The organism is Brevibacterium sediminis (assembly GCF_013623905.1).
In the GTDB taxonomy this organism is placed as follows: domain Bacteria; phylum Actinomycetota; class Actinomycetes; order Actinomycetales; family Brevibacteriaceae; genus Brevibacterium; species Brevibacterium sediminis.
This window is the reverse complement of the sequence record NZ_JABKDD010000007.1, coordinates 145,228-161,391: the sequence shown is the minus strand read 5'-3', so window position 1 is coordinate 161,391 and position 16,164 is coordinate 145,228. Positions and strand designations below refer to the sequence as shown.

Sequence of the window (16,164 nt, the reverse complement as noted above, 5' to 3'; positions counted from 1 at the left end):
TGGTGCGTTACGGTGTGTCATGAAGACCTCCGGGACTCGATCATGAGTGTGGTTACCCATATCGGTATCGGAGGTCTTCGTTGTGTTTCAACTACCGTTCACAACGTGTCGGGGAAGTACAGCTAGAGCGCCCACCGAAGACGCGATTGCTCCACGGCGTCCGCTTCTACTTCGCGCGGGCGTGGTCGATCAGGGCGATCGAGATGAGTTCGCCGATGAGTTCGGAGTATTCGAGTCCCGACTGCGCCCACATGAACGGGTACGCCGAGGTGGGAGTGAACCCGGGAAGGGTGTTGAGTTCGTTGATGACGACCTCGCCGGTGTCCGTGACGAAGGTGTCGACGCGGGCCAGACCGGTGCAGTCGAAGAGACGGAACACCGAGGCGGCCAACTCCTGAACCCGGGTGGTCACCGTCTCGTCGAGATCGGCCGGACAGGTGACCTCTGCGGCGGCGAGGTCGAGGTACTTGGCGTCGAAATCGTAGAAGGAGTGGTCGCCGCTCACCCGGATCTCTCCGGGAGAGGAGACTCGCAGCTCCGTGTCATAGACGGAACCGAGCACGGCGCATTCGACCTCACGACCGCTGACCTCGGGTTCGACGATGACCTTGGAGTCGTGTTCGAAGGCACCGAGCAGGGCGGCTTCGAGGTCGGCCGCCTCGGCGACCCGGCTGACTCCCATGGACGATCCGGCACGGGCGGGTTTGACGAACACGGGCAGGCCGAGCGCGGCCACTCGCCTCTCCGCCTCCGCGCGGTCTGCGGCCCACATCGTCTCGGTCACGAGCTCCCACGGGCAGGTGGGGACTCCGGCGTGGGCCATGAGTGACTTCGTATAGTGCTTGTCCATGCTCGCGGCGGAGGAGAACACTCCGGAGCCGACGAACGCGGTGTCGCTGAGTTCGAACAGTCCCTGCAGTGTTCCGTCCTCACCGAAGCGGCCGTGCAGGAGTGGGAAGAATACGTCGACCGCACCGAGTTCGGTGTAATTGCCCTCGGCATCGCGGTGCAGCAGCGGTGACCCGTCGGCAGAGACCGGAGGAATCACCTCGGTCCCATTGTCCGTGACCTCGGGCATGGCTTGCGGGTCGAAGCGCATGCTCGCCCAGTCGTCGACGACCCGCCACACACCGGTCTTCGTGATGCCGATCGGCAGTACGTCGAAGGCATCGGCGTCGATGGCACCGATCACCCCGGCCGCGGTGACGCAGCTAACGGAGTGCTCGCTCGAACGGCCTCCGAAGAGGACTGCGACAAGGGGCCGGTGATCGTTGTCTGCCATGAGTTTCCTTGCTGAAGTGGTACTCCCGTGCACTCGGACCGGACACGGGTGCGCACAGCGGGTCAGGTGTGCGCGGACTGAAAGACTTTAGCTCACTTGGCCTCGTACGTGCATTCCAGCCACGCCCGGCCGATGCCCTTGAAGAACATGTTGAAGCCGGCGAAGGCAGGTGTTGCGGATTCGTCGATGCCCAGCGGTTCGGCCAGAGCGGTGACGATGAAGAAATAGCGGTGCGGTCCGTGGCCCTCCGGCGGGGCGGCACCGACGAAGCGGGGTTCGCCGGCGTCGTTGCGCAGGGTCACGGCACCGCTGGGCAGGAGGTCGGCGGCCGGGTCACCGGCGTTGGCCTCCAAGCTCGTCACCGAGGCGTCGAGGTCCGTGACGACCCAGTGCCAGAAGCCCGAGCCGGTGGGAGCGTCGGGGTCGTAGCAGGTCACGGCGAAGGCCTTGGTCTCTTCGGGGAACCCAGACCAGGACAGCTGCGGCGAGACGTCCTCACCGCCGGGCACGCCCATGGCGCCGGAGAGCTGGGGGCCGGTGAGCACCCCACCGTCTTCGATGTCGGTGCTCGTCAGCGTGAAGGTGGGAAGTTCGGGAAGGTTGAAGAACGGTGAGTTGGCGCTCATTTGTGCTCCTAGTTTTCCAGCGGGTGCCTGAGACTCGGTGTGAATCAGGCGGGTGGTCCTTCGTGCTTACGCTTCCGAGACAACAGCAATCCGGCGAGTTCGTCAACCTGCAGTTTTCCGCTGAGCACCGCACAGACCGCCTCGGTGATGGGCAGGTCGACGCCGTTGCGTCGACCCAGGGCGAGGACGGCGGGAGCGGATTTCACGCCTTCGGCCGTCTGTGAGGTGTGGGCGATGACGTCCTCGAGGCTCATCCCCTCACCGAGGTGGCGCCCGAAGGTGCGATTGCGCGACAGGGGCGAGGCGCAGGTGGCCACGAGGTCGCCGAGCCCGGCGAGTCCGGACAGGGTGTGCGCCTCGGCACCCATGGCCGCGGCCAGGCGAGAGGTTTCGGCGAGCCCGCGGGTGATGATCGACGCCTTCGAGTTGTCGCCGAGCTTCTGTCCGTCGGCGATGCCCACGGACAGGGCGATGATGTTCTTGATCGCACCGCCGATCTCGACGCCGACGACGTCGGTGTTCGTATACGGGCGGAAGTACGTGTTCGCGCTGATCTCTGCGACCACCTCGGCGGTGGTGATCTCGGAGGACGCGACGACGGTGGCGGTGGGCTGCCGGTCGGCGATCTCACGCGCCAGATTGGGTCCGGAGACGACGGCGATCTGGGATTCGGCGACCTCGGCGACCTCGGCGATGACCTCGGACATGCGTTTGCCGGTGTCGACTTCGATGCCCTTCATCAGGCTCACGAGCTTCACACCCTCACGCAGATGCGGCTTCCACCGGGTGAGGTTCTCCCGCAGGGTCTGGGCGGGCACGGCGAGGACGATGACCTCGGCGTCGGTGACCGCGGCGATATCGTCAGCGGTCGCACTCAGCCCCTCGGGCAGGAGTCGCTCGCCCAGGTAGCGCTCGTTGGTGTGCGTGGAGTTGATCTCTTCGGCGACCTCGGGACGGCGGGCCCACAGGGTGACGGGGAATCCGGCGTCGGCGATGACCGCGGCGTAGGTGGTTCCCCACGATCCGGCTCCGAGGACGGTGATCTTGTCGACGCTCATTCGCCAGTCTCCTTCGCTGTGAAACGCTGCGGCAGTTCGCGTTCGGACAGTTCGGCCACCATCGCCGCCACGGTGTTCTTCACACGCTGGGAGAGGTCTCCCATCGTCTTCTTCTCAGCCCGGTGATCCCACAGATCCGAATAGTCGATGGCGGGACCGAAGGCCACGACGGAGTCATGGCTGAAGGGGCGGAAGCGGACCTTCTTCTGCCCACGCGGGTAGACCGTGTCCAGTCCCCAGTGAGCGACGGGGATGATCGGGGCTCCGGTCTCCAGCGCCAGCCGGGCAGTGCCGGTCTTGAAGTGCTGGGGCCACAGCTCCGGGTCCTTCGTCAGCGTGCCCTCGGGGTAGATGACGACGGTCTGGCCGTTCGCCAGGGCGTCCTTCGCATATTCGAGGGAGTCCCCGGCCGAGGCCGAGGCGCGCAGCACCGGGATCTGCCCGATGGTCTTGAGGATCTTGCCGAGCACCCCGGTGAACAGCGTCGACTTCGCGAGGAAGTGCGGCATCCGACCGTTGCGCTTCAGCGCCAGCCCCACGAGGATCGGGTCGAGATGGTTGGCATGGTAGGCGGCGGCGATGATGCCCGTGCCGGCCGGCGGCAGGTGCTCGACTCCCCGCACGCTCATCTTCGTGGCCGTGCGCATGAGCCCGAAGGCCGCTGTGGCGGCGACGGTGCCGGCCCGGTTCTGGGACCGCACCGAGGCGGGATCGAAGGAGACGAGATCGTGGTCGTTCGCGTCCGGTTCGATGTCGGCGCTCATGCGGAGACCTCGGCACCGAGTCCGGTGAGTTTGTCGAGGAAGTTCTCGTAGCCGCGGTTGATGAGTTCGATACCGTGGACTTCGCTCGCACCCTGGGCAGCCAATGCGGCGATGAGGTGGCTGAAGCCGCCGCGCAGATCGGGAACGTCGATGCGGGTGCCCTTGAGGTCGGTGGGTCCGGAGATCACGGCCGAGTGTTGGTAGTTCCGTCGTCCGAAGCGGCAGGGAGTGCCGCCGAGACATTCGCGGTAGAGCTGGATCTGCGCACCCATATCGCGCAGGGCGTCGGTGAAGCCGAAGCGGTTCTCATACACGGTCTCGTGGATGATCGACAGACCTTCGGCCTGAGTCATCGCGACGACCAACGGCTGCTGCCAGTCGGTCATGAAGCCGGGGTGGACGTCGGTTTCCAGCGCAAAGGATCGGAGTTTGCCGCCGGGGTGGCGGAAGCGGATGCCGTTCTCCTGCACATCGAATTCTCCGCCGATCTTGCGGAAGACGTTGAGGAACGTGATGAGCTCCGGCTGGCTGGCGCCTTCGACGAAGATGTCTCCGCCGGTGGCCAGTGCCGCCGAGGCCCAGGACGCGGTCTCGTTGCGGTCGGGCAGGGCGCGGTGGATGAACCCGCGGAGGGTGTCGACGCCTTCGATGCGCACCACGCGGTCGGTGTCGACGGTGATGATCGCGCCCATCTTCTGCAGCAGCGCGATGAGATCCATGATCTCCGGTTCGATGGCCGCGCCCCGCAGCTCGGTCACGCCTTCGGCGCGGACCGCGGTCAGCAGCACCTGTTCCGTGGCACCGACGGAGGGGTAGGGCAGTTCGACCTTGGTGCCCTGCAGGCGGCTGTGCGCCTTGAGCATGATGCCGCCGGGGGTCTTGTCGACCTCGGCTCCGAACTTGCGGAGCACATCGAGGTGGAAGTTGATGGGGCGGTCGCCGATATGGCAGCCGCCGAGGTCGGGGATGAACGCCTGACCGAGGCTGTGCAGGAGAGGTCCGCAGAAGAGGATCGGGATGCGGGAGGATCCGGCGTGGGCGTCGATGTCGACGATGGAGCCCTGAGCCACATCGGCCGGGTCGAGGTGGAGTTCGCCGTCAGGCTGGTCCCCGTCGGGGCCGGAGGTGACGCGGACTCCGTGGAGTTCAAGGAGTCCGGTGACGATCTCGACATCGCGGATGTTGGGCACGCCGCGCAGCACGGACGGGGTCTCACCGAGCAGAGAGGCCACCATCGCCTTGGGCACCAGGTTCTTGGCGCCGCGGACTCGGACGGTGCCGTCCAGCGGATTTCCCCCACGTACTTCGAGCATGTTCCTCCCTGATTCCGATGATCGGATCCGGGCGGGATGCCACCCGGAGACGGTGCCCCACGATTGCCGCGGGCACCGTCCTAGACTAACCCAGCCGACGGTATCCCACCGATTCGCCGAGGATGCCCACCGTCACGTCCGGACGTGTGACGGTGGGCATCCTCGGCGGGGTGGAAACGATACGGGTGGGCCGGCTTAGGTGAGGGTCAGACCTTGGCGGGCAGGGTCGTCGGCTTGAAGGCGAAGCGGGAGGATTCGTAGGCGACGATATCGTCTTCCTTGGCCAGGGTGAGGCTGATGTCGTCGTGGCCTTCGAGCAGGCGCCAGCGCGTGTAGTCGTCGATCTGGAAGGACACAGTGACGGTGTCGCACGTCACGGTCTTCTCGTTCAGGTCGACGGTGATCGAGGTGCCGGGATGGTTCTCGAGGATCTTCCAGATCAGTTCGATATCGGCCTGTTCGAGCTGGGCGGCCAGCAGGCCCTCTTTGCCGGAGTTGCCGCGGAAGATATCGCCGAAGCGGGAGGACAGGACGACGCGGAAGCCATAGTCCTTGAGCGCCCAGACGGCGTGCTCGCGGGAGGAGCCGGTGCCGAAGTCGGGGCCGGCGACGAGGACGGAGCCGGATGCGAAGTCGGGGTCGTTGAGGACGAAATCGTCGTTGGTCCGCCACCGGTAGAACAGGGCGTCCTCGAAGCCGGTGCGGGTGACCCGCTTGAGGAACTTCGCGGGAATGATCTGGTCGGTGTCGATATTGGATCGGCGCAGAGGAACGCCGATGCCGGTGTGGGTGGTGAAAGCTTCCATGGCTCGTCCTCCTTTGTCAGTCGTTCGCCGAGACGGGTGTCAGGTTGAGGGACAGGCGGTTGTCGGCCCATTCCACGGGTTCGGCATCCCGCGGCAGGTCGGCGACATCGCCCGGTGAGGACAGCGTGCCGCGCACCGCGGTGGCCGCGGCCACGAGCGGTGAGACGAGGTGGGTGCGCCCGCCCTTGCCCTGGCGGCCTTCGAAGTTGCGGTTCGAGGTCGAGGCGCAGCGTTCGCCTTCGGCCAGCTGGTCCGGGTTCATCCCTAAGCACATCGAGCAGCCGGCGAAGCGCCATTCGCCGCCGAAGTCCTTGAAGATGACGTCGAGGCCCTCTTCTTCGGCCTGGAGTCGGACCTTCGCGGAGCCGGGAACGACCATGAAGCGGACGTTGTCGGCCTTCTTGCGGCCGCGGACCACCTCGGCGGCGGCCCGGAGATCTTCGATCCGGGAGTTCGTGCAGGACCCGAGGAAGACGGTGTCGACGTCGATCTCGCGCAGCGGCGTACCCGGGGTCAGGCCCATATAGGCCAGCGCATTGGCGGCTGCGGCTTTGTCGTTCTCGTCGGTGAAGTCGTCGGGGCTGGGCACGCTCGCCGACAGCGGCAGGCCCTGGCCGGGGTTCGTTCCCCAGGTGACGAAGGGTTCGATGTCTTCGGCCTTGAGGACCACCTCGGCGTCGAATTCCGCGCCTTCGTCGGTGTAGAGGGTCTTCCAGTACTCGACGGCCGCGTCCCAGTCTTCGCCTTCGGGGGCGTGGGGACGGCCCTTGACGTATTCGAAGGTCGTCTCGTCGGGGGCGACCATTCCGGCGCGGGCGCCGGCTTCGATCGACATATTGCAGATCGTCATCCGGGCTTCCATCGACAGCTGGCGGATGGCCGAGCCGCGGTATTCGAGCACGTAGCCCTGCCCCCCGCCGGTGCCGATCTTCGCGATGATGGCGAGGATGATGTCCTTGGCGCTCGAGCCTTCGGGCAGGTCGCCGTCGACGGTGATCGACATCGTCTTGAAGGGCTTGAGGCTCAGCGTCTGCGTGGCGAGCACGTGTTCGACCTCGGAGGTGCCGATGCCGAAGGCGAGCGCTCCGAAGGCGCCGTGGGTGGAGGTGTGCGAGTCGCCGCAGACGACGGTGGTGCCCGGCTGGGTCAGACCCAGCTGCGGTCCCACGACGTGGACGATTCCCTGGTCGGCGTCGCCGAGGCTGTGCAGGCGGATGCCGAATTCCTCGGCGTTCTTGCGCAGGGTGTTGATCTGCGTGGCCGAGGTCGGTTCGGCGATCGGCTTGTCGATGTCCCACGTCGGGGTGTTGTGGTCCTCGGTGGCGATGGTGAGGTCGGGGCGGCGCACTGGGCGCCCGGCGAGTCGGAGTCCGTCGAAGGCCTGCGGGCTGGTCACCTCGTGGACGAGGTGGAGGTCGATGTAGATAAGGTCCGGCGCACCGTCAACACCTCGTGAGACGACGTGATCGGCCCAGACCTTCTCGGCCAATGTGCGTGGCATGGTTCCTCCCGCCGGTGCAGGGATCTCTGCACCCGATGTAGACCTGACGGGCCGAGGTACGACCGCGTCGATGAACTGCGATGTGCGCACTGGAGTGAGTGCGTATTCGAAATCTACTCGCCCGTATCGCAATGCGAACTTGCATCTCGCCCACTGAGACGCGCACAATGGTGCCTATGACAAGCAATGGTAGCGGCGTCGGGGTCATCGACAAGGCCGCAATGGTTCTCTCCGCACTTGAGGCCGGACCCGCCTCTCTCGCCGAATTGGTGACGCTGACCGGACTGGCACGCCCCACTGCCCACCGCCTGGCTGTTGCCCTCGAATTCCACCGCATCGTCGGTCGCGACCTTCAGGGACGTTTCGTCCTCGGGCCGCGTCTGGCCGAGCTGTCGTCGGCCGCCGGCGAGGACCGCCTGCTGGCCGCGGCCGGGCCGGTGCTCGGTCAGCTGCGCGATCAGACGGGTGAGTCCGCTCAGCTCTTCCGCCGTCAGGGCGATCTGCGCCTGTGCGTGGCCGCGGCCGAGCGCCCCGTGGGTCTGCGCGACTCCGTGCCGATCGGCGCGACGCTGTCGATGCGCGCCGGTTCTGCGGCTCAGGTGCTGCTGGCCTGGGAGGAGCCGGACCGTCTGCACACGGGCCTGCGCGGTGCCCGGTTCTCCGCGACCATGCTCTCCGGGGTCCGCCGCCGAGGCTGGGCCCAGTCCATCGCCGAACGCGAACGGGGGGTCGCCTCGGTGTCGGCTCCCGTGCGCGGTCCGAGCAATCGGGTGGTCGCAGCCGTCTCGATCTCCGGACCGGTCGACCGGCTCACCCGCCAGCCCGGCCGCCTGCACGCGAAGTCGGTCATCGACGCCGCGCGTGCGCTGACCGAGGCACTCGTGCGCGGCTGAGTCCGACTCAGCTCCCATCGCACCTCGCCCAGCGGCGAACGTGTTGACCGCGGGCCCGGAGGATCATCCCTCCGGGCCCGCGGTCGTGCCTCCAGGCCCGCGGTCGTGCCTCGTCCTTGAAGTCGGCCCGACCTCCGGGCTTGTACTATGGCCCCATGATCGCCGCTCAGAGACGCAACATCATCGTCGATACGATCGAGAGAGACGGCGCCGTCTCCATCACTTCCCTGTCGGAGAAGCTCGATACTTCGGCCGTGACCATCCGCCGGGACCTCGATCAGCTCGCCGAGGAGGGCAGACTCATCCGCACCCACGGCGGCGCCGTTCTCGCCTCGAGCGCGCGGGAGTCGAGCTATGCGGAGAAGCTCGAGCAGGCTCTGGCCGAGAAGACGGCGATCGCGCGTGCTGCAGCGACCCAGGTGCGCAACGGAGATGTCGTGGCGCTGGGGCCGGGAACGACGACAGAGCTGTTGGCCAAGGAGCTCGTGACGCGCTCGGGTCTGCGCGTGGTGACGAATTCGCTGCTCGTCGCCGAGGCCATGGTCTCCTCCCCCGACAACGAGGTCATCGTCGTCGGCGGTCTGCTGCGCCATTCGATCCGGGCCTTCGTCGGCGGCGGCACGGTGTCTCAGCTGCTCGGCCTGCGCGCCGACACCGTCTTCCTCTCCGGGAACGGACTGGCCGCGGACTTCGGCCTGTCGACACCGGCGTTCCCCGTCGCCGATACGGATCGGGCCATGGCCGCCGGGGCAGGGCGCGTCACTGCACTCGTCGATCACACGAAGGTCGGCCTCCGCTCGTCGGTGCTCACTGTTCCGACCGAGCAGATCCAGCAGCTCATCACCGATTCGAAGAGCGAAGAATCCGAACTCACCGCACTGCGCGAGGCGGGGGTTGAGGTCGAGGTCGTCTGAGATATCGATCTGCTGACATTCTCCGTCACTACATCTCTACTTCTTGATTGTTTTATTGTGATTCTGATAACTTTTGATCAGTCACGGCAATGGGGCCGTACCGACAGAAGAGGCACCAATGAAAATCAGAGAATCGCATTCGGTCTTCCGCTCCACAGCAATTCGAGTGTGTGCCATCGCTGCAGCCGGTGGGCTGCTGCTGTCCGGCTGCACCAACGAAGGCAGCGACCCCGAAGCTTCAGGAGGCAGCGGAGGCGAAGCCGCTCAGGCCGCTGACAGTGCCGGATCATCGGGTCCGACCTGCACGATGGACGATTACGGCGTCGACAAAGTCGACATCAAAGGTGCGAAGGTCGGCTTCTCCCAGTCCGAGCCGGATTCCGCGAGCTTCCGCGCTGCAGAAACCAAATCTCTCAAGGACACGGCCAAGGACGCCGGTGCCGACCTCGTCGTCACAAACGCCAACAACGAACTGCCCAAACAGATCAGCGATATCGAGAACCTCCTCAGCCAGGACGTCGACATGCTCGTCATCGCCCCGGTCAATTCCGACGGACTCGACTCGGCTCTCAATGCAGCCAAGAAGAAGAAGGTCCCGGTCGTGACCATCGACCGGAAGGTCACCAACAAGTCCTGCGACGACTATCTCACCTTCATCGGTTCGGACTTCGTCAAGCAGGGCGAGCGCGCGGCGGATGCCCTGGCCGAGGCCACCGACTCCAAGGCGAAGGTCGCAGTACTGTTGGGGCCCTCGGGCAACAACGTCACCGACGGCCGGCAGAAGGGCTTCAAGGATCAGGTGAAGGCCGAGTACCCGGACATCGAGATCGTCGCCGAACAGACGGCCAATGCTTCCCGTTCCGAAGGTCAGGAGGTCACGGCTCAGCTGCTGCAGTCGAACCCGGAGATCGACGCTGTCTATGCATTCAACGATGAAGAGGGCCTCGGCGCGATGGCCGCCATCCAGGAAGCGGGCAAGGAACCGGGCAAAGACGTGAAGATCGTGTCGATCGACGGGACGAAGAATGCTGTCGATGCCATCGTCGCCGGCAAGTACAACGCAGTGATCGAATCCAATCCGCGCTTCGGACCGCTAGTCTTCGACACCTTGAGCAAGTTCTACTCCGGTGAGGAGATCCCGGAGGACATCATCATCAAGGACGGCGAGTACACACCCGACAACGCCGAAGAACAGGCCGGTCAGGCGTTCTGACGTGACCGACACATCCCAACAGGGCCCGGCGCAGCCTCACGAGGAGGCTGCGCTGGCGCTGGCCGCCAGAGGACTGAACAAATCCTTCTCCGGTGTCCATGTCCTCCACGACGTCGACTTCTCCCTGCGTCCCGGAACGATCCACACCGTCGTCGGCGAGAACGGGGCCGGGAAGTCCACTCTCATCAAATCGCTGACCGGGGTCTATCAGGCCGAGACCGGTTGCATCGAGCTTGCCGGCAGCGAGGTCCGGTTCAACCATCCGTCCCAGGCGCAGGACGCCGGAATCTCCACGGTCTACCAAGAGGTGAACCTCGTCCCGCTCCTGTCGGTGGCCCGCAATATCTTCCTCGGCCGCGAGCCGCGGGGACGCCTCGGCCTCATCGACGTACGCGCACTCAACAGGAAGGCCGCCGAGGTGGTCCAGGATCTCGGCATCGATGTGGACGTGACTGCGGAGCTCGGAGCCTTGGGCCTCGGCGTCCAGCAGATGATCGCACTGGCCCGCGCGGTGACGACCGAGGCACGCGTCGTCATCATGGATGAACCGACTTCGTCTTTGGAACGCCGCGAGGTCGAAGTGCTGTTCTCCGTGGCCCGCCGGCTCCGTGACCAGGGAGTCGGCATCGTCTTCATCTCACATCGACTCGATGAGCTGTGGGAACTCTGCGATGAGGTGACGATCCTGCGCGACGGTCGCGTCGTCCATACCGGTCCGATGCACGAACTCGACCGCCGGTCCCTGATCTCGGCAATGCTCGGTCGTGACATCACCGAACACGGCGTCACCTCATTCACCGATACCGATGTTTCCGAAACGACCGCCGAGGTGGTGCTCGAGGCGAAGGATCTCAGCGCGCCCGGCCGTCTGCAGTCCGTTGACGTGTCCGTCCGGGCAGGCGAGATCGTCGGCTTGGCCGGTCTCCTCGGGTCAGGTCGCAGCGAGACCGTCAAAGCGATCTACGGCGGATTGGATACGAGCTCAGGCCAGATCACAGTCAAGGGCGGACCGGTCCGACGGGGTTCCGTCCCCGCTGCGCTGAGAGCAGGAATCGCACTGCTGTCCGAGGATCGGAAGGCCGAGGGCATCGTCCCCGAGCTCAGTGTCCGCGACAACATCATCCTCGGCATCCTGCCGCGGGTCTCGAACGCAGGCGTGCTGTCGAACCGCCGAATCGATGAACTCGTCGATCGCTGGATTCGCCGTCTGGGCATCAAGGTCTCGTCAACCCGACAACTCATCTCCGAACTCTCCGGGGGAAATCAGCAGAAAGTGCTCATCGCCCGATGGCTGTGCACCGAGCCTTCGGTCTTCCTCCTCGACGAACCGACTCGCGGCATCGACGTCGGAGCCAAACAGGAGGTGCAGGCCCTCATCGACGAACTGGCGGAGAAGGGAATGGCCGTCGTCCTGATCTCCTCGGAGACCGAGGAGCTCGTTGCCGGTTCGGACTCGATCCTCGTGCTGCGCGACGGAGAGGTCAGCGAGATCCTCACCGACGACCAGGTGGACAACTCTCGACTCCTGTCGGCCCTCGTCGATGGAGGACAGCGATGAAGGCCTCGCCCACCACCGCCTCGGTGCCGGTGAAGCGCTCGATGTCCGTGCGAGCGTGGATCGCGAACTACGGGGTCTATGTCGCACTGGCACTGATGGTGGTCATCAACGCGATCATCACTCCGCATTTTCTCACTGTCGCAAACCTGCGCCTGCAGCTCATCCAGACCGCTCCCGTCCTCATCGTGGCACTCGGCATGGCCATGGTCATCGGCACCAAGGGCATCGACCTGTCGGTCGGCAGCGTGATGGCGCTGTCGGCAGCGATCATGCCGCTGTACATCGGCTACGGGACCGTTCCGGCGATCCTCGTCGGAATCGCTGCAGGCGGCCTCTCGGGACTGATGATCGGTGCTCTCGTCTCATACTTCGGCATCCAACCCATCGTCGCCACCCTGGCCGTACTCATCGGCGGGCGTGGTCTCGCGAACGTCATCGGCGGTGAGATCAAAAACCTCTCCGACCCCGGACTCGCGGTACTCGGCTCCGGCTCTCTGCTCGGCATCCCGTATTCGGTTCTCAGCGCCGTCATCCTGGTCCTTGTCGCGGCGTTCCTCATGCGCCGCACCACCTTCGGGATCATGGTCGAGGCCATCGGCGGCAATAAGAAGGCCGCCGAACTCGCCGGGATCCGCATCAAGTCCGTGCTGGTCAGCGTCTATGTCCTCTCCGGTCTGCTCGCAGCGTGCGCCGGAGTCCTCGTGGCCGCCCGCTCGTCGGCCAGCGACCCACGCACCCTCGGCCTGCTCATGGAACTGTCGGCCATCGCCGCCGTCGTCATCGGCGGGACCTCACTGGCCGGCGGCAAGGTGCGCATCCTCGGCACTGTCGGGGGTGCGCTGCTCATGCAGCTCATCGTGTCCACTCTCGTCTCCCACAACATTCCGGACTCCGTGTCCCAGATGGTTCAGGCGATCGTCATCGTCGTCGCTGTCGCCCTCCAGGTCGGAAGGAGAAAGACATGAGCACTACCTCCACCACCGAGGCGGCTCTCGCCGATGCGGGCAGGCGATCACGAGTCGAGAAGCTGGCTCGGCTGACTCAGCGCAACGGTGCGCTGGTGATTCTGCTCTGCCTCATCGTCGTCTCTGCCTTCGCCTTTCCGACGTTCGCTTCTGCGGGCAATCTCAGCCAGATCGCTCTGCAGGCCGCATTCCTCGCGCCCGTGGCCCTGGGGCTGACGTTCGTCATCTTCACCGGGGGCATCGACCTGTCGGTCGGGTCGGTCTTCGCCCTCGGCGGAGTGCTCGCAGCGTGGGCATCTCAATATGGATTCCTCGCTGCCCTCCTCGTCCCGCTCATCGTGTGCACCCTCATCGGTCTCGTGCAGGGAGCGATCGTCGCGTTCACGTCGATCCCGTCGTTCATCGTCACCCTCGCCGGTCTGCTCTTCGCCCGCGGTCTGCTCTTAGCACTGACCGAAGAAGGGTCGGAGACGTACAAGGTACCCGGTGATTCCGCCTTCCTCGAGCTCAGCCGCGGATCCTTTCTGGGTCTCGGATTCCCGGTGTGGAACGTCATCGTCCTCTTCGCGATCGGCGTCCTCGTGCTCCACCGCACCTCCTACGGTTCGACCCTGCTGGCGATCGGCGGTCAACCCGATGCCGCCCGCCTCATGGGTCTGCCGGTGCTGCGGTCGACCCTCATCGTCTTCGCTGTGTCAGGGACCATGGCCGGTCTGGCCGGAGCGCTCACCGCGTCCTACACCGCGTCGGGAGTGACCACCCTCGGTGTCGGTCTCGAGCTCACGGCGATCGCCGCCGTGGTCCTCGGCGGCACTCTGCTCACAGGAGGAGCGGGAACTGTAGTCGGATCCCTGGTCGGAGTCGTGCTGCTGCAGGTGGTGGCCAACCTCATCAACCGCATGGGACTGACGAATTCGAACTGGCAGGCCGTGGTCAACGGCGCTGTGCTGCTCGTCGTCGCCGTTGCTCAGGTGCTGCTGTCCAGAGTTCAGGCCCAAGAACGGCAGAGACGCCGAGGCGGCGAGGCCGACGCGCCGAAACCGATCTGACTCCGACAGGGGCGCTCACAGGCTCGCAGAAGTGCGCACAAGCGCGCGTGCAGGCGGTCTGCGCACGGCTCCGGCGCAAACGATCAAAACTGTTCAGGTTCGATCACTAGCGATCAGGCTCACAATCCTCTAAAGTGTCCACTCGGGTGTCATACACCACACGCAGCCATGCACTGACGCATTACGAAGCGATGCACTGACGCATATGGAGGAACCTTGGAAGCAATCCGCTTGGACGCACAGTGGATCGACTATCTGCTGATAGCGATCTACTTCATCTTCGTCCTCGGCATCGGCTGGTTCGCCAAGCGCGGGATCTCCTCGAGCATCGAGTTCCTCCTCTCCGGACGGAGCCTGCCTGCTTGGGTCACGGCTCTCGCGTTCGTCTCGGCCAACCTCGGCGCCGTGGAGATCATGGGCATGTCCGCCACGGGAGCCCAGTACGGCATGCCGACGATGCACTACTTCTGGATCGGCGCGGTCCCGGCGATGCTGTTCCTCGGCGTCGTGATGATGCCGTTCTACTACGGTTCGAAGGTCCGGTCGGTTCCGGAGTTCATGCGCAAGCGCTTCGGCACGGGCGCTCACCTCGTCAACGCACTGTCCTTCGCGGTCGCACAGCTGCTCATCGCCGGCGTCAACCTGTTCCTGCTCGGCACGATCGTCAATCGACTGCTCGGCTGGCCGCTGTGGATCACTCTCATCATCGCCGCCGCGATCGTCCTGTCCTACATCACCCTCGGCGGGCTGAGCGCGGCCATCTACAACGAGGTGCTGCAGTTCTTCGTCATCGTCGCGGCCCTCCTGCCGCTGACGCTCATCGGCCTCAACCGCGTCGGCGGCTGGGACGGGCTGGTCGACCGTGTGAGCAATGACGGAATGCTCGGCGCCGAACAGCTGAGCAGCTGGCCCGGCGAGCAGCTCTCCGGCTTCTCCAACCCCGTGCTCTCGGTCGTCGGCATTGTCTTCGGCCTCGGCTTCGTCCTCTCCTTCGGCTACTGGACGACGAACTTCGTCGAGGTCCAGCGCGCCATGGCGTCGAAGTCGATCAATGCCGCGCGCCTGACCCCGATCATCGGCGCATTCCCGAAGATGCTCATCCCCTTCATCGTCGTCGTCCCCGGCATGATCGCCGCGGTCCTCGTGCCGCAGATGACGCAGTTCAAGGAGATCTCGGCCTCCATCGACGAGGCGACCGCGCTGGAGCAGACGGGCGTGACGTACAACGATGCGCTCCTGCTGCTCATGCGCGAGGTCCTGCCCAACGGTCTCCTCGGTGTGGCGATCGCCGGCCTCCTCGCCGCGTTCATGGCCGGTATGGCCGCGAACATCTCCGCGTTCAACACGGTCTTCAGCTATGACCTGTGGCAGCAGTACGTGGTCAAGGACCGCGAGGACGACTACTACCTGAAGATCGGCCGCTGGGCGACGATCGGTGCCTGTGTCGTCGCGATCTTCACGGCGCTCATCGCGGGCAACTTCTCCAACCTCATGGATTACCTGCAGACGCTGTTCGGCTTCTTCAACGCCCCGCTGTTCGCCACGTTCATCCTCGGTATGTTCTGGAAGCGGATGTCGGCGACCGCCGGTTGGGTCGGCCTCGTCGGCGGCACGCTCTCGGCCGTGTTCGTGTTCATCCTCGCCGAGACCGGAGTCCTCGATCTGCCCGGTCAGGGTGCCGCATTCCTCGCGGCCAGCACGGCGTTCGTCGTCGACATCGTTCTGTCGGTGATCGTCACCCTGTTCACCACGCCGAAGCCCGCCGCGGAGCTGCGCGGACTCGTCTACTCGGAGACCCCGAAGTCCGATTTCGAGGACCTCAGCGAACCGAAGGCGCCGTTTTGGAAGCGCCCCGTGCCCGTCGCGGGTGTCGCTCTGGTGCTCGTCATCATCCTCAACGTGACATTCGGCTGAAGGAGCCAGTGAGACCCATGAGCAAATCCAACGAACTGACCAAGACCGCAGGCGCCTTCGACGTCCGCAACTTCATCGGTGCGCTGCTGGCGATCTTCGGCGTCATCCTCACGATCGCCGGAATCATCGGCTTCACTCCCGACGAAGCAGAGCGCACCGGCGGGGTCGATGCGAACCTGTGGACCGGAATCGGCCTCATCATCGCGGCGGCCGTCTTCCTCATCTGGGCGAAGCTGCGCCCGATCCGCATCGTCGAAACTCCCGACGACGCCGCGGGCGCGGCCAGCACCGACTGACACCGTCGCCGA

The 16,164-nt window shown here is 65.3% G+C and carries 15 protein-coding genes; 8 read left to right on the top strand and 7 right to left on the bottom strand.

What is annotated here, in order from left to right; translation table 11 throughout:
- Window positions 1–166: 166 nt before the first annotated feature.
- The 7 genes from HK108_RS11870 to leuC all read right to left on the bottom strand — a co-directional run bounded on the left by HK108_RS11870 (window position 167) and on the right by leuC (window position 7,350).
- Complete coding sequence (locus tag HK108_RS11870) at window positions 167–1,282, bottom strand: D-alanine--D-alanine ligase family protein (RefSeq protein ID WP_181271672.1); 1,116 nt, start codon at window positions 1,280–1,282, stop codon at window positions 167–169.
- Between the two features lie 92 nt (window positions 1,283–1,374).
- On the bottom strand, window positions 1,375–1,908 hold the full coding sequence (locus tag HK108_RS11865) for a YbhB/YbcL family Raf kinase inhibitor-like protein (protein ID WP_181271671.1): 534 nt from the start codon (window positions 1,906–1,908) through the stop codon (window positions 1,375–1,377).
- Window positions 1,909–1,952: 44 nt separating this feature from the next.
- Window positions 1,953–2,966 (bottom strand): NAD(P)H-dependent glycerol-3-phosphate dehydrogenase, encoded by a 1,014-nt coding sequence (locus tag HK108_RS11860; protein ID WP_181271670.1) that lies wholly within the window; start codon window positions 2,964–2,966, stop codon window positions 1,953–1,955.
- The gene (locus HK108_RS11855; protein WP_139468834.1) at window positions 2,963–3,730 is read right to left on the bottom strand and encodes a lysophospholipid acyltransferase family protein; all 768 of its coding nucleotides are present in this window, start codon (window positions 3,728–3,730) and stop codon (window positions 2,963–2,965) included. Before HK108_RS11855 ends, HK108_RS11860 begins: the two co-directional genes overlap by 4 nt.
- Window positions 3,727–5,043: a UDP-N-acetylglucosamine 1-carboxyvinyltransferase gene (murA, locus tag HK108_RS11850; protein WP_139468835.1), complete on the bottom strand. Its 1,317-nt coding sequence runs from the start codon at window positions 5,041–5,043 to the stop codon at window positions 3,727–3,729. Before murA ends, HK108_RS11855 begins: the two co-directional genes overlap by 4 nt.
- A 206-nt stretch (window positions 5,044–5,249) precedes the next feature.
- Complete coding sequence (gene leuD, locus HK108_RS11845; RefSeq protein WP_181271669.1) at window positions 5,250–5,849, bottom strand: 3-isopropylmalate dehydratase small subunit; 600 nt, start codon at window positions 5,847–5,849, stop codon at window positions 5,250–5,252.
- 16 nt (window positions 5,850–5,865) lie between these two features.
- Window positions 5,866–7,350 carry a 3-isopropylmalate dehydratase large subunit gene (gene leuC / locus HK108_RS11840; RefSeq protein ID WP_139468837.1) on the bottom strand — a complete coding sequence of 495 codons (1,485 nt, stop codon included), beginning with the start codon at window positions 7,348–7,350 and terminating at the stop codon, window positions 5,866–5,868.
- Between the two features lie 176 nt (window positions 7,351–7,526).
- Here leuC and HK108_RS11835 point away from each other — a divergent pair, with 176 nt between their 5' ends.
- From HK108_RS11835 to HK108_RS11800, 8 genes are all read left to right on the top strand, one after another.
- On the top strand, window positions 7,527–8,243 hold the full coding sequence (locus HK108_RS11835) for an IclR family transcriptional regulator (protein ID WP_025777351.1): 717 nt from the start codon (window positions 7,527–7,529) through the stop codon (window positions 8,241–8,243).
- A 155-nt stretch (window positions 8,244–8,398) separates the two neighbouring features.
- Entirely contained in the window at window positions 8,399–9,157 is a 759-nt protein-coding gene (locus HK108_RS11830; protein WP_172171257.1) for a DeoR/GlpR family DNA-binding transcription regulator, read from the top strand.
- Window positions 9,158–9,275: 118 nt separating this feature from the next.
- A complete protein-coding gene (locus tag HK108_RS11825) occupies window positions 9,276–10,370 on the top strand; it encodes an ABC transporter substrate-binding protein (protein ID WP_181271668.1) in 1,095 nt (364 codons plus the stop codon).
- A gap of 1 nt (window position 10,371) precedes the next feature.
- A complete protein-coding gene (locus HK108_RS11820; protein WP_229664108.1) occupies window positions 10,372–11,928 on the top strand; it encodes a sugar ABC transporter ATP-binding protein in 1,557 nt (518 codons plus the stop codon).
- Window positions 11,925–12,893 carry an ABC transporter permease gene (locus HK108_RS11815; protein ID WP_181271667.1) on the top strand — a complete coding sequence of 323 codons (969 nt, stop codon included), beginning with the start codon at window positions 11,925–11,927 and terminating at the stop codon, window positions 12,891–12,893. The genes HK108_RS11820 and HK108_RS11815 overlap by 4 nt, the downstream gene beginning before the upstream one ends.
- Window positions 12,890–13,942 (top strand): ABC transporter permease, encoded by a 1,053-nt coding sequence (locus tag HK108_RS11810; RefSeq protein ID WP_181271666.1) that lies wholly within the window; start codon window positions 12,890–12,892, stop codon window positions 13,940–13,942. Before HK108_RS11815 ends, HK108_RS11810 begins: the two co-directional genes overlap by 4 nt.
- A gap of 216 nt (window positions 13,943–14,158) precedes the next feature.
- Window positions 14,159–15,856 carry a sodium:solute symporter family protein gene (locus HK108_RS11805; protein WP_181271665.1) on the top strand — a complete coding sequence of 566 codons (1,698 nt, stop codon included), beginning with the start codon at window positions 14,159–14,161 and terminating at the stop codon, window positions 15,854–15,856.
- Window positions 15,857–15,873: 17 nt separating this feature from the next.
- The gene (locus HK108_RS11800) at window positions 15,874–16,152 is read left to right on the top strand and encodes a hypothetical protein (RefSeq protein ID WP_181271664.1); all 279 of its coding nucleotides are present in this window, start codon (window positions 15,874–15,876) and stop codon (window positions 16,150–16,152) included.
- Window positions 16,153–16,164 lie beyond the last annotated feature (12 nt).

Bases quoted from the DNA above. Each gene is read 5' to 3' on its own strand.
- HK108_RS11870 (WP_181271672.1), bottom strand. From the start codon at position 1,282: ATGGCAGACAACGATCACCGGCCCCTTGTCGCAGTCCTCTTCGGAGGC.
- HK108_RS11865 (WP_181271671.1), bottom strand. From the start codon at position 1,908: ATGAGCGCCAACTCACCGTTCTTCAACCTTCCCGAACTTCCCACCTTC.
- HK108_RS11860 (WP_181271670.1), bottom strand. From the start codon at position 2,966: ATGAGCGTCGACAAGATCACCGTCCTCGGAGCCGGATCGTGGGGAACC.
- HK108_RS11855 (WP_139468834.1), bottom strand. From the start codon at position 3,730: ATGAGCGCCGACATCGAACCGGACGCGAACGACCACGATCTCGTCTCC.
- murA (WP_139468835.1), bottom strand. From the start codon at position 5,043: ATGCTCGAAGTACGTGGGGGAAATCCGCTGGACGGCACCGTCCGAGTC.
- leuD (WP_181271669.1), bottom strand. From the start codon at position 5,849: ATGGAAGCTTTCACCACCCACACCGGCATCGGCGTTCCTCTGCGCCGA.
- leuC (WP_139468837.1), bottom strand. From the start codon at position 7,350: ATGCCACGCACATTGGCCGAGAAGGTCTGGGCCGATCACGTCGTCTCA.
- HK108_RS11835 (WP_025777351.1), top strand. From the start codon at position 7,527: ATGACAAGCAATGGTAGCGGCGTCGGGGTCATCGACAAGGCCGCAATG.
- HK108_RS11830 (WP_172171257.1), top strand. From the start codon at position 8,399: ATGATCGCCGCTCAGAGACGCAACATCATCGTCGATACGATCGAGAGA.
- HK108_RS11825 (WP_181271668.1), top strand. From the start codon at position 9,276: ATGAAAATCAGAGAATCGCATTCGGTCTTCCGCTCCACAGCAATTCGA.
- HK108_RS11815 (WP_181271667.1), top strand. From the start codon at position 11,925: ATGAAGGCCTCGCCCACCACCGCCTCGGTGCCGGTGAAGCGCTCGATG.
- HK108_RS11810 (WP_181271666.1), top strand. From the start codon at position 12,890: ATGAGCACTACCTCCACCACCGAGGCGGCTCTCGCCGATGCGGGCAGG.
- HK108_RS11800 (WP_181271664.1), top strand. From the start codon at position 15,874: ATGAGCAAATCCAACGAACTGACCAAGACCGCAGGCGCCTTCGACGTC.